The organism is Actinopolymorpha sp. B17G11 (genome assembly GCF_040196095.1).
Classification (GTDB): Bacteria; Actinomycetota; Actinomycetes; order Propionibacteriales; family Actinopolymorphaceae; genus Thermasporomyces.
Map to the genome: position 1 here is coordinate 47,476 of NZ_JBEFTW010000023.1, position 12,779 is coordinate 60,254.

The following is a 12,779-nucleotide window of genomic DNA, read 5'->3' on the forward strand; positions in this document are numbered from 1 at the left end:
ACCATGACGATGGCGAGACCCGCGCCTTGGTGTCAACTGGGGACTGACCTGCACAAATAGCGAATATGTGCAGGTCACGGCCATCTTCTGGCCACCCACACGATGCCGAGATTTTGTGCAATCGACGGCGTGTCGTGGTCCGGCGTGTCGAGGTGCGTACGCCCTTGTGGGTAAGGGCTCCGGGCTTGCTCAACCCTCCGGAAGGTCGACCTTGCGGAGCGTATCGCAGACCTACCGATCATGGAACCGTCGGGATCACCACAGTCGCGCGGGCGGTGGTCGCGACCAGGGGTTCGTCGAGCAGCTGAGCAGCCGACTCGCTCCGCTCCGGTCGGCCACGGGCGAGCACCTTCGCCTCCAGCGCGAGGTCGCGGCTACGGCCGCCGACGCGGGTGACGGTGGCCGTGACCTCCAGGACGTCACCAGCCCGGACTGGCGCGAGGAACTGCACGTCGGCGTACGACGCGAGCAGACCCTCGTCGCCGTCAGTTCGAATGCACACCTCCGTTGCCACGTCGCCGAACAGGCCGAGGACATAGCCGCCCGCGACCAGGCTGCCGGCGTAGTGCGCATCGGCGTACGACACGTACCTGCGGTGCGAGACGGTGAGACCGAGGCGGTGGTCGTTCATGCGGTCCTTTCCCGCTGCTGCGTCCGGTCCTGGGTCCGGTGCTGCTGCGTCCGGTCCTGAGTTCGGTCCTGGGGCGCTGTGGCGGTCACGAGGGCGTGCACCAGGTAGCTCGCCACCTCGCCCGGTGTGGTCCCGCGGCCGAACACCCGGTCGACGCCGAGGCCGGCCGCCATCGACTCGTGGAAGCGGGGGCCGCCGACGACGAGCAGCGGGAATTCGCCCTTTGCGTCGTAGGCCTCCCGAAGTGCGGCCGCGAGCTCCTGGGTACCACGAATGTGGGCGTCCCGCTGCGTCACGACCTGTGAGACGAGAATCGCGTCGGCGTGTTCGGCGCGCGCCCGGGCGACGAGATCCGGTACCGCGACCTGCGCGCCCAGGTTGATCACCTTGAGCTCGCGGTAGTACTCGAGGCCCTTCTCGCCCGCGAATCCCTTGATGCTGAGGATGGCGTCGATGCCGACGGTGTGCGCGTCCGTGCCGATGCAGGCCCCGACGACGACGAGCCGGCGGCGCAGCCCGCGCCGGATCGCGAGGTTGACCTCCTTGGGCGTGAGGAGTGGGTACTCACGCTCGATCACCTCGACCTGCGAGAGGTCGACGAGATGTCCGACCCTTCCGTAGACGATGAAGAACGTGAAGGAGGTGCCGTCGCCTGCACCGATGGCCTTCGCGTGGACGACCATGGCAGGTTCCAGGCCCATCTTCGCCGCCAGCTGCAAGGCCGCGCCCTCGGCCCGCCGGTCGTGCGGGATCGGCAGCGTGAACGACACCTGCACCATCCCGTCGCCGGTGGTGTCACCGTAGGGCCGGACGATCGTCCCGGCGCTGTGGTGGTTCATGACCTCAGCGCGTTCGGTGCCGCGCCCATTCGTGACCTCACTTCGTTCAGTCACGGTGCCTCCTCGAGGATCTCGGCGGCGGGGTTGTAGTACGCCGGCGCCTTGGCCGCCACCCCGTCGAGGCCCCTGCCGCCGTCGGCGGGCCGGCGCATGAGGCCGAACGTGCCGTCGGCGATGGCGTCGAGCAGGCCGCCCGACCCGTGGGCGCAGATCCGTTCGAGCAGGTCGATCGCCTCGGCGAGCACCTGCCGGGCCCGTTGCGCGAGGAAACCGTCGGGCGCCGGACGGAAGTCCTCGTGCAGGTTGCCGCACGCGTTGAGTACGTAGCGGACGTTCTGCAGCGCGAGATCGCGGTCGGACAGCCACGGCGTCACGACGGCCTCGGTCATCATGCCGACAAGGAGTATCTGCTGCCCGGTCAGCACCCCGGCGAGGTTGAAGAACGCGTCCAGCAGATAGCCCCGGAACACGTCGCCGTTCATGTGCCGGGTCGGCGGCATCCACTTCAGCGGTGCCTTCGGGAAGAGCTCCCGGGCGAGCAGAGCGTGGGCGAGCTCGAGCCGGAACGACTCGGGCCGGGCCGGGTCGATCTCGAACGCATGCCCAAGGCCGAGTTGACCGTCGACGAGACCGGCCTCCTTCGCGAAGTATTCGTTCAGCAGCTGCGACACCGTGACGGTGTGCGCGTGCTCGACCGCGTCGGCAGTCGTGAGGTAGTTGTCCTCGCCGGTGTTGATGACGATGCCCGCTCGCGCGTGGACCTGACGGCTGAAGCGCTGGTCGACGAACGTCCGGATCGGGTTGATGTCGCGGAAGAGGATGCCGTACATCGAGTCGTTCAGCATCATGTCGAGGCGTTCGAGTCCCGCGAGGGTGGCGATCTCGGGCATGCAGAGGCCGCTTGCGTAGTTGGTCAGCCGGACGTATCGGCGCAGTTCCCTGCTCACCTCGTCGAGGGCCGTACGCATGAGCCGGAAGTTCTCCTGCGTGGCATACGTTCCGGCGAAGCCTTCCCGGGTGGCGCCCTCGGGCACGTAGTCGAGCAACGACTGCCCGGTGGATCGGATCACCGCCACGATGTCGGCGCCCTCGCGGGCCGCCGCCTGGGCCTGCGGGATGTCCTCGTAGATGTCGCCGGTCGCGACGATGAGGTAGATCCACGGACGCTGGGGCGGGTCGCCGAGGCGGGCGATGAGCCGGTCGCGTTCCCTGCGGCGGGTGTCGATCTTCCGGACGCCGGCAGCGGTAGCCCGACGCGCGGAGCGCGCTGCCTTGCGTGCCGCCGCACCTTCGGGGATCCGGAAGCTCACGGAGCCGGCGGCGGCCTTCTGGGCGAGGCCCGGGAGATCGTCGGCGGCGCCGCGGGCCATTGCGTCCCACACCGGCAGGGCGGCGCCGTGCTCGAGGCCTACGCCGTTGCGTACGGCGTCGACGAGGCGGTTGACCCACGGCGTCCCGTCGGGATCGGCGCCCTGAAGGCCGGCGAGGCGCAGCACCGCGCGTTCGACGGAGACGGTCGTGTGGGCCTTCGCCAGGGTGACGATCGGCCGCCCGGCCCGGCGGGCGAGTGTGCGCGCCTTGCGGACCGTCGTGGGATCGAGGTCGAGGTGACGCCGGAACGCAGTCGTGCTCATCGGGAGTCCTTAGCGCGAGCAGCCTGGGTGTCGCCACTGCCATGGGCTTGGGTGGCGGGGCCATCGAGGTCCCCGGTGTCGTGGACGGTCCGGCCGTTGACGACGGTACGCAGGCAGCGGGGGGTGGGACCGCCTGGACCGAGGTCGGGCAGCCCGGGTCCCTCGACGTCCCAGACCGCGCCCTCGACGTCCCAGATCGCGAAGGTGGCGGGCGCACCGGCCCGCAGCTCACCGCTCTCGGCCCGACCTGCGGCGTACCACCCACCACGGGTGTGGGCGGCGAACGCCTCGCCGACCGTCAGGCGGGCGGCTTCGTTGTGGTGGGAGGCGGCCGCACGCACACCGCCCCATGGGTCGAACGGTGTGACCGGCGAGTCGGACCCGAACGCCAGCGTCACGCCCGCCCGCCGGAAGGTCGACCACGGGTTGGTCGCCAGAGCCCGCGTGGGACCAAGGCGGGTGGCGTACATACCGCTCCTCCCACCCCACTCCGCGTCGAACGCCGGCTGGCCGCTCACCACGGTGCCGTACGCCGCGAGCAGGCCGACCAGCGCGGGGTCGATCAGTTCCACGTGTTCGAGCCGGTGCCGCGACCGGACGAGTTCCTCCGTGCCGACGGCCTTCTCGGCCAACTGAAGCCCCTCGACGACCGCTGCGGTGGCGGCGTCCCCGATGCAGTGGAACCCGCCCTGCAGGCCGGCACGCGTGCAGGCGACCAGATGGTCGGCAATGTCTTCGGCGTCGAGGTAGCGGTGGCCCGCATGGCCCGCCTTGTCGTCGTACGCCGCATCCAGTGCGGCCGTCCATGATCCGAACGCACCGTCGGCGCACAGGTCGCCCGCGGCACCCACACAACCCAGGGCTCGCGCGCGTTCGACACCCCCGGCGGACTCGTGCTCACCCCAGTACCGGACGACCTCCACGCTGGGACGCAACGTCGCCAGCTCCTCGATGAGCAGGAGATCGTCGGCCGCATTGACGTGCGGAGCCGCCATCTCGTGGACGCAGCCGATGCCGGCCGCCGCGGCAGCGGCGAGTGCGGCCTCGATCGCCTCGCGGCGTCGTGCCCTCGTGACAAGGGACTGTGCGGCGTCCCGGGCCCGGTGATGGGCGTCCCTCTCGACCCGGCCCGTTCCATCCCACCCGGCCGCACCGGTCATCGCCGGATCCCGGGCGATCAGCGCGCCGGAGACCAGTCCGGAGTGGACGTCGACCCGCGCGAGATAGACGGCACGCCCTGGCGCCGAGCGGTCAAGCTCCTCCCCCGACGGTAGGCGCGGATCGGCCCACGACGTCTCGTCCCACCCGAAACCGAGGACGACCGGGCTGGAGTCCTTCCTGGCATGAGCCGACAGCGCGTCGAGCAGGTCGTTCCGTCCGGTCACGCAGGACAGGTCGAGCCCGCCCAGCCTGAGTCCGGTTTGCGACAGGTGGACGTGCGCGTCGACGAAGGCCGGTGTGACCAGCCGACCGGCCAGGTCGACGATCTCGTCGGCGCCGTCGAGATAGGGCGCGAGCCCAATGTCCGGGCCGGCGTAGACGATCCGGCCGTGCTCGACGCACAGCGCGGTCGCTCCCTTGACCGGGGACAGGACCGGGCCGCGGCGGAAGATGACCTTTCGCCCAGCAGCCTCGGGGTTCGTGGCAGTCATGCGCCCATCCTCGCCTCGAAGAGCGTCCGTACGCCGGATTCGGCACGGACCAGGCTGAGCGCATACTCCGCGTGGCCGGGCACGTAACCGTTGCCGATCAGCATGGTGACGTCCGCCGCCAGCCCTTCGGCGCCCAGGGCCGCGGCACTGAACGACGTCGCCATCGAGAAGAAGACCACGGTTCCACCGGCAGCCGTGGCGAGGATCGCACCGCCTTCGCACCCGGGGACGTCGACGCAGACGACCGTGACGTCGGCGGGCCCACCGGCCTTCGCGACGGCGTCGGACAGGGCCACCGGGTCGCGGGCGTCGGCGAGGACGACCCTGTCGGCGAGTCCGGCATCTTCGAGGGCGCGTGCCTCGGCATCGATCGGTACGACGCCGATCGTGCGGGCCGCGCCGGCCCGCCGAGCCGCCGCGAGCGCCAGTGTGCCGGACTTGCCGGCCGCACCGATGACGCTCACCGTGGGCGAGGCGTAGCCCGCGACCACCCGGGCGGTGAGTGCGGGAGCGCCGCAGACGTCCATGACGGCAAGTGCCAACTGGGCCGGCAGGTCGTCAGGCAGCTTCGCCGCGATCGAACGCCCGAACAGGATCGCGTAACCCTCGCACGGCACCTGCTCGCTGCCGCCGTTCCACCGCGCGAGGTCGTCGGAGATGACCAGCGGTGTGAGGGTCAGCGAGACCAGCGTCGCGATCCTGTCACCGGGTCGGAGTCCCAGCGGGGAGTCCGACCCCACCTCCTCGACCGTGCCGACCAGCATTCCGCCGGAGCCGGTGACCGGGTTCTGCATCTTCCCGCGCTCCCGGACGATCTCCAGCACCGCGCGACGTACGGCGTCGCCGTCTCCGCCGTGGGCCTCCCGGAGCTGGCGGAAGGAGGCCGCATCGAGATTGAGCCGGTCGACCCGCACGCGCACCTCGTCGGGCCAGAGCTCGGCCTGCGTGTCCAGGCGCGTGGCCGCCTGCGGGAGGACCCCGGACGGTTCAAGCACCCGGTGGAGCCCGACCGGAGATCCGGCGCGGCGGGAAGGTGTCAGCACGGGCACCGGGACCTCCAGGAGATCCTTTGGACTATGGTGGCAGCCACAGCAAATCTTTCTGTAACGTGTGGATCTGACGGTACGACATTCATGATCTGGCGGTCCAGGTCGGAGGTGTTCCTGTGGCGGAGATACCCCAGGGTCAGCCGTACGACTACCGCTTCCGCCCTCTGTGCGAGCCCGACTGGCACCGCCTTCCCGGATGGCGGGACGTCGATGTCGCGGAGTGGGAGTCCGCCCAGTGGCAGCGGGCGCACTGCGTCAAAAACCTCAAGCAGCTCCGCGCCGTCATGGATGATCACCTCGACGACGCGTTCTACGCCGACCTCGAGCGCGACCAGGCCGAGCGGGCCACGATGTCGATGCTGTTGCCGCCGCAGATGCTCAACACGATGGTCCCGGACGAAGTGCCCTCAACCGGGGCGTTCTACGCGGACCCGCTCCGGCGGTACATGCTGCCCGTCTTCTCCGACCGGCGTACCGACTGGCCGTCGCATCCTCGTGCGACGCGCGACTCGCTGCACGAGCACGAGATGTGGGTGGCCGAAGGGTTGACCCACCGCTACCCGACAAAGGTGCTGGCCGAGATCCTGCCGACCTGCCCGCAGTACTGCGGCCACTGCACCCGGATGGATCTCGTGGGCAACTCCACGGCGCAGGTGGACAAGCTGAAGTTCGGCCTCAAGCCGCAGAACCGGCTCGACGCGATGCTCGACTACCTCCGGACACATCCGGGCGTCCGGGACGTCGTCGTCTCCGGCGGAGATGTCGCCAACATGCCCTGGCCCCGGCTGGAGGCGTTCGTCGCGGCGCTGCTCGAGATCGAGAACATCCGCGACATCCGGCTTGCCACCAAGGCGCTGATGGGCCTGCCCCAGCACTGGCTGCAGGACGACATCCGTGCGGGCATGGAGCGGCTGGCGGCGATCGCGAACGCGCGCGGGGTGATGATCGCGATCCACACCCACGTGAACGCCGCGCAGTCGGTGACCCCGCTGGTCGCCCGGGCGGCGAAGGCGATGCTCGCCACCGGCATCCGCGACGTCCGCAACCAGGGTGTGCTCATGCGTGGTGTCAACGACTCGCAGGAGCAGCTGCTCGACCTGTGCTTCGCACTGCTCGACGGTGCGACGATCACGCCGTACTACTTCTACATGTGCGACATGATCCCGTTCAGCGAGCACTGGCGGGTGTCGGTGCGCGAGGCGCAGGCGTTGCAGCACGGGATCCTCGGCTACCTGCCCGGATTCGCGACACCGCGGATCGTGTGCGACGTGCCGTACGTCGGCAAGCGGTGGGTCCACCAGGTCGCGGCGTACGACGAGAGGCTCGGGATCAGCTACTGGCGCAAGAACTATCGCACCGGCATCGAACACGCCGGCGACGACGCGCTCCAGCGGACCTATGAGTACTACGACCCGATCGACACCCTGCCCGCAGAGGGTCAGGCCTGGTGGCATGAGCACGCGGGCGACCATCTGGCGGCGGCGGAGCAGCGAGCCGCCGACTCACGCGCCGCTTCCACACGTCAACTCCCCCTTGACGCCCCCTGACATCCGCGCCACCCAGAGCTCAGGCCTGGCCGAGGAGTCGGGCGATCTCGGGGAACGCGTTGGCGTAGCCGCGGAGCAGATCACGGGCGACGGTGACCGAGTCCACGAGTGGATGCAGGGCGAACGCCTTCCACGCGGCATCTGGTGAGCCGGTCGTCGCGGCTTCGATGGTGAGCCGTTCGACCGCCTTGACCTGCTGGATGAGTCCACACTGGTGCATGTCGGGCGGGGATGCTGGCAGCGGATGTGCGCCGCTCGCGTCGACCCGCGCAGGAACTTCGATGACGGCATCATCGTCGAGACCGGCGAGCGTCGATCCGTTGCGTACGTCGAGGATCATGGTCGACGGCTCGTCCCGGGCGAGTGCGGCCATCACGGCGAGAGCCACGCCTTCGTAGCCGGAGGGCGGTCGGGTCTCAACGTCTCCTGGCGGGGGCGCCGGTGCTTCGCGGGTACCGTGCTTGGCCTCGGCCATGTAGAGCGCTTCGCGTTCGGCGATCGTCCGCCGCCACAGGTCCAGTGCCCGATCCGACTCTCGCCCCGCCTCGGCGTAGAACTCCGCCTGCTGCCGGGCGAGGAACTCCCCCCGCGTCGACGGCTGGTCCACGATCGACCGGATTGCTTCGCGGGTGAACGAGTAGTAGTAGAGGTACTCGTTCGGGATGGCACCAAGTGTGCGCAGCCAGTCCGGCCCGAAGAGGGCACCCTCCTCGAGCGTCGACATTGCCCGTTCGTCGCCAAGCAGGTCCGGCAGCCGGTCCCGGCCGTCGCCGTCGCGCAGCCCGCGTAGCCAGCCCAGGTGGTTGAGCCCCGCGTAGTCGGCGTGGACGTCCGACGGGTCGAGCCCCAGAGAGGCAGCGCAGCGGTACACGAGGTTGCCGGGCGTGTCGCAGATCCCGACGACCCGCTCCCCCAGGACGGCCTGCATCGCCTCGGTGATCATGCCGGCCGGGTTGGTGAAGTTGATGACGTACGCCAGCGGCGCCACTGCCCGGACCCGCTCGGCGATGCGTACCGCCTCAGGAATCGTCCGTAGCCCGTAGGCGACGCCACCGGGACCGGTCGTCTCCTGGCCGAGCACACCGAGGTCCAGGGCGATGCGTTCGTCCCGGATCCGCCCGGCCAGCCCACCGACGCGGATCGCGGAGAAGACGAACGCCGCACCCTCGAGGGCGGGGTCGAGATCGGTGGTCAGCTTCACCCGCGGTGGGTCCGCGTGCGAGGCGCCGAGCCGGGCAAGGACCGCGCCGATGACGGACAGGCGCTGCGCTGAAGGGTCGCAGAGCGCCACCTCGTCGACCCGGGGTGTGCCGGTGTCACGCAGCAGGGCACCGTAGACGAGCGGAACGCGGAATCCCCCACCGCCGAGAATGGCCAACTTCACGATGCGCGTCCCTCCCGTCAGGTGCCGGTGCCTTCGCATCGTTCCACGAGGCACGAAATCCTCTCGCCGGGCGGCGGCAGAGTCGGGTTTCGTGCTACCGGAACGAGTTCGGGCCTCCGGCGTCCGACAACCACCAGGAGCTGACAGGCGCCGTCAAGTAGCGTCGACCGGAGCGGTGAGGGAGATCTCGCTGAAGGAGACCTCTGCGCAGAGGTGCCGGTGATGATCGACGATCCGCTCGTCGCCGGTGAGAGTGATCGGGACGACCAGCTCAGGCACCGCGCTCGACCGGCTGAGGCGGAGTTCGAGGTCCCCCGGCTCCACCACGCGCCGCAGGTCCCGCCCGGTGAACGCACTCAGGTCCGCATGGACCCCGAACACCACCCGCCGGGCATCCCCCGGCTCGAGCGGTACCCGGGCATAGCCCACCAGGCGTACGACCGGGCGGGTCACCTGCGCGACGGGATCGTGGAGGTACAGCTGGACGACATCCGTACCCTCGCGGTCTCCGGTGTTCTCGACGACGAGCGACACCGACACGCACCCGTCGGTTGGTATGCGTAGGCGCCCATCTGCGGCGACGCTCGCCCCGCCGACCCGCAGGTCGCTCCATCGGAACCGGGTGTAGGAAAGGCCATGCCCGAACGGATAGAGCGGCGTGGGATCGAGGTTGCTCACCTTGGTCCGATGGCCGAGCTTCGGCGCGAGATACGTCGTGGGCTGGCCGCCCTGGGTCCGTGGAACGCTTACCGGCAGGCGCCCGGACGGACACACTCGACCGGACAGGACGCCGGCGACGGCAGCCCCGCCTTCGGCACCGGGGAAGAACGCCTGGACGACGGCGGCGGCCCGGTCGGCGAAGGCACCGAGTGCGTACGGACGGCCGGCCAGGACCACGACGACCACCGGAGTCGCCGTGGCGAGCAGAGCCTCCAGCAGGTCGGCCTGGACGCCTGGCAGCCGGAGATCCTCGGCATCGCAGCCTTCCCCTGAGGTGCCACGCCCGAACAGTCCTGCCCGGTCGCCGACGACCGCGACGCACACGTCGGCACGGCTGGCCACCTCCACCGCCGCGGCGATCCCGCTCACGTCGGGGTCGGAGACAGTGCATCCGGCCATGTGATCCACCGTGGCCCGCGGCAGCTCCTCCCGGATCGCGTCGAGGACGGACGGGATCTCGACGCCCAGCGACAGGTCCGGGTGCTTGGACCCCACGTGCGAGGGGAACGAGTAGCAGCCGACCATCGCCATCGGATCGGCCGCGAGTGGGCCGACCAGAGCGAGCCTCGGCTCGGGTGGGAGCGGCAACGTACCCGAGTTCGCGAGCAGCACCACCGACTCCTCGGCGAGGGTCCGCGCTGTCGCCCGCGCTTCAGGAGGATCGAGATCGATGTCGTCGAGGTTTGCCGGCGGGCCGGGATCCCAGTCCGCGTCGAGCAGACCGAGTTCACACTTCTGCCGCAGGACGCGGGCCGCAGCGAGGTCGACGATCTCCTCGCGGATCTCGCCGGAGCGGACCGCATCGAGCAGTGGCTCGCGGTAGCAGCGGACGGTCGGCAGCTCCACGTCCACACCCGCCGCGAGCGCAAGGCCCGCCGCCTCGGCCGGGGACCTCGCGACGCCGTGGAGGAGTTCAAGGAACGAGACACCGAAGTAGTCCGCCACGACAGTGCCGTCGAAACCCCACGTCGTGCGGAGCAAGTCGGTGAGCAGGCTCGCGTCGGCCGCCGACGGCACACCGTCGATCTCGGTGTAGGAGTGCATGACCGACCTCACTCCGCCGTCGCGTACGGCCATCTCGAACGGCACGAGCAGGTCGTCGGCCAACTCGCGTGGGCCAGCCGCGACGGGGCCGAAGTTGCGGCCGGCCTTGGATGCCGAGTAGCCGACGAAGTGCTTCAACGTCGCGATGATGCCGGTGGACTGCAGGCCCCGGACATAGGCGGTGCCGATGGTGCCGACGAGGTAGGGATCCTCGCCGATGGTTTCCTCCGTCCGCCCCCAGCGCGGGTCCCGCGTCACGTCGAGAACGGGTGCGAGCCCCTGGTGCACTCCGACACTGCGCATGGCCGCACCGATCTCGGTCGCCATCCTCTCGACCAAGGCAGGGTCGAAACTCGCTCCCCAGGCCAGAGCTGTCGGGTAGACGGTCGCGCCCCAGGTCATGAAGCCGGCGAGGCACTCCTCGTGGGCGACCGCCGGGATCCGGAGCCGACCTGCCGCCATGATCTCGTGTTGCGTGGCGGCCAGCGACCGAGCGCCGATGGCGGGTGCGATGGGGGCGGTGCCGAACGGGCGCGTGAGCTGGCCGAGGCCGGCGGCGATCAACTCCCGTAGGTCGAGGTCAGGATCGGCGAGGTCGTGCTGGTGGGGAGCTACCCCGCCGCCCGAAGCGTCGGCACCGACCCAGACTCCGTAGAGCTGGGCGACCTTCTCCTCGAGTGTCATCCGGGCCAGCAGGTCCGCCACCCGCGCAGGTACCGGCCGGGCAGGATCCTGCCACGTCGGCACGTCCGAACCGGGTGGCCGGCCGTCGCGGCCGGCGACGTCCTGGGCTGGCGGGTCGTCGATCGGCATCGGTCTCCGTCCTCCGTCGTGTCGACCACGTGCAGGTGTCGGCCTTGCTCCAGTGGTGGCTCGCGACTCTCACCGCACTCCATCGCAACGATCGACGATATTGCAGGCATCCTTCCGGAAGGCTCGCACCCGTGTCGAGTGGCCACCACCTGGCCGTCAGCGGGAGGTGCTGGTGTCACCACTCACACCAGCACCTCCAGCCTGGGCCGAGAGCAAGGTTGTCGAGACCGAAAAATTTCGCTCTCAGGCTCGTTACTGTCCGGCAGCGGCCGTCGCTACCGTCCGGCTCGCGCGAGGTCATCCTGGACGGCGTAGTACGCCGGCTTGGGCTGGAAGTCCTCCGCCAAGAGGTTCGCCGCGCCCTGGCCGGTGAAAGTGCCCGGAACCCAGGAGTACTTGTCGGTGAATCCCCAGACGGTGAACGACCTGCAGCGCTTGGCCATCAGGCAGCCCTGGACCAACGTGCTGTAGCCACGTGCCTGCGCGGCCAGCTTGTCCTCATCGGGCGGCATGATCATCCGGACATCTGCCTCGGTGACCGCCGTCTCCAGGCCGAGTGCCTCGAAGCGCTTCATGTTGTCGGCCACCGCACTCGCGGGCCAGAAGCCGAACTGCACACCGAGGTGGCCCTGGATTCCGAAACCGTGCACCGGCACGTCGTCGGCGAGTAGCTGCTTGACCAGGGCGTAGTACGCATCGGCCTTGGCGTTCGGACCCTCGACGTTGTAGTCGTTCAGATAGAGGGCGGCGTCCGGGTCGGCCTGGCGAGCCCACCGGAACGCGTCCGCGATGTAGCTCGGACCCAGGTTCTGCAGCCAGATCGTGTTGCGCAGGTTGCCGCTGTCGTCGATGACCTCGTTGGCGACATCCCACTGGTGGATCTTGCCTTTGAAGTGGCGCATCACCGTGAAGATGTGGTTCTTCAGGAGCTGCCGAAGCTCGTCCGGTGTGATCTCACCGGAGGCGACTCCGTTGGTAAGCCAGGTGGGCAGCTGGTTGTGCCAGATGAGCGTGTGCCCGCGCACCTTCTGGCCGTTCTCGTTGGCTACGCGCACGAGCTGATCGGCCGGACCCCAGTTGTAGACCCCTCGCTGCGGCTCGAGGAGCTGCCACTTCATGACGTTCTCGGCCGTGACGCTCGAGAACTCCTGGCCGATGAGCTCACGGTAGGTCGTGTCGTTGTTGTACGCGTCCATGTTGACCGCGGTACCGAACGCGATCCCGGCTTTGGCTGCCAGGACGCGCAACGGCTGATCCGTCGCCGTGTTCTCGCTGGTTGGTTCATCCTCAGCCGACGCGGTCGACGTGCCGATCGTGATGAGGACCGCTGCGGCGACAATGCCCGCGACAGCTGTTCGGGTCACCTTCATCAGGAGATCTCCCGTCACAGTGATGTATTTCCGGAAAGCTTCCGTAAGATGCCGTGAACGGTAAAGACGCCCAGAAGTAACGTCAAGCCTGTGGAT

9 protein-coding genes are annotated in these 12,779 nt (G+C 69.3%); 1 reads left to right on the forward strand and 8 read right to left on the reverse strand.

What is annotated here, in order from left to right:
* Positions 1-238: 238 nt before the first annotated feature.
* From kal to kdd, 5 genes are read right to left on the reverse strand one after another with little or no spacing between them, the layout of a single operon-like run.
* Positions 239-631: a 3-aminobutyryl-CoA ammonia lyase gene (kal, locus tag ABN028_RS22170; protein ID WP_349328574.1), complete on the reverse strand. Its 393-nt coding sequence runs from the start codon at positions 629-631 to the stop codon at positions 239-241.
* Positions 628-1,524, reverse strand: coding sequence for a lysine 5,6-aminomutase subunit beta (gene kamE / locus ABN028_RS22175; protein ID WP_349697954.1), 897 nt, complete (start codon positions 1,522-1,524; stop codon positions 628-630). Before kamE ends, kal begins: the two co-directional genes overlap by 4 nt.
* Positions 1,521-3,104, reverse strand: coding sequence for a lysine 5,6-aminomutase subunit alpha (gene kamD, locus ABN028_RS22180; protein ID WP_349697955.1), 1,584 nt, complete (start codon positions 3,102-3,104; stop codon positions 1,521-1,523). Before kamD ends, kamE begins: the two co-directional genes overlap by 4 nt.
* Positions 3,101-4,756 carry an amidohydrolase gene (locus tag ABN028_RS22185; RefSeq protein WP_349697956.1) on the reverse strand — a complete coding sequence of 552 codons (1,656 nt, stop codon included), beginning with the start codon at positions 4,754-4,756 and terminating at the stop codon, positions 3,101-3,103. Before ABN028_RS22185 ends, kamD begins: the two co-directional genes overlap by 4 nt.
* A complete protein-coding gene (kdd, locus tag ABN028_RS22190) occupies positions 4,753-5,805 on the reverse strand; it encodes an L-erythro-3,5-diaminohexanoate dehydrogenase (protein ID WP_349328569.1) in 1,053 nt (350 codons plus the stop codon). The genes ABN028_RS22185 and kdd overlap by 4 nt, the downstream gene beginning before the upstream one ends.
* Positions 5,806-5,921: 116 nt before the next feature.
* Here kdd and ABN028_RS22195 point away from each other — a divergent pair, with 116 nt between their 5' ends.
* Positions 5,922-7,352: a KamA family radical SAM protein gene (locus ABN028_RS22195; RefSeq protein ID WP_349697957.1), complete on the forward strand. Its 1,431-nt coding sequence runs from the start codon at positions 5,922-5,924 to the stop codon at positions 7,350-7,352.
* A gap of 19 nt (positions 7,353-7,371) precedes the next feature.
* On the opposite strand, the gene ABN028_RS22200 is transcribed toward ABN028_RS22195, so the two are convergent.
* From ABN028_RS22200 to ABN028_RS22210, 3 genes are all read right to left on the reverse strand, one after another.
* Positions 7,372-8,736 carry a 6-phospho-beta-glucosidase gene (locus tag ABN028_RS22200; protein WP_349328567.1) on the reverse strand — a complete coding sequence of 455 codons (1,365 nt, stop codon included), beginning with the start codon at positions 8,734-8,736 and terminating at the stop codon, positions 7,372-7,374.
* A 153-nt stretch (positions 8,737-8,889) separates the two neighbouring features.
* Entirely contained in the window at positions 8,890-11,313 is a 2,424-nt protein-coding gene (locus ABN028_RS22205; RefSeq protein ID WP_349697958.1) for a beta-xylosidase/alpha-l-arabinosidase, read from the reverse strand.
* A gap of 275 nt (positions 11,314-11,588) precedes the next feature.
* Positions 11,589-12,683 (reverse strand): endo-1,4-beta-xylanase, encoded by a 1,095-nt coding sequence (locus ABN028_RS22210; RefSeq protein ID WP_349697959.1) that lies wholly within the window; start codon positions 12,681-12,683, stop codon positions 11,589-11,591.
* Between the last annotated feature and the right edge of the window lie 96 nt (positions 12,684-12,779).

Coding starts and splice junctions, on each gene's coding strand:
- ABN028_RS22205 (WP_349697958.1), bottom strand. CDS start 11,313: ATGCCGATCGACGACCCGCCAGCCCAGGACGTCGCCGGCCGCGACGGC.
- kamD (WP_349697955.1), bottom strand. CDS start 3,104: ATGAGCACGACTGCGTTCCGGCGTCACCTCGACCTCGATCCCACGACG.
- kal (WP_349328574.1), bottom strand. CDS start 631: ATGAACGACCACCGCCTCGGTCTCACCGTCTCGCACCGCAGGTACGTG.
- ABN028_RS22210 (WP_349697959.1), bottom strand. CDS start 12,683: ATGAAGGTGACCCGAACAGCTGTCGCGGGCATTGTCGCCGCAGCGGTC.
- ABN028_RS22185 (WP_349697956.1), bottom strand. CDS start 4,756: ATGACTGCCACGAACCCCGAGGCTGCTGGGCGAAAGGTCATCTTCCGC.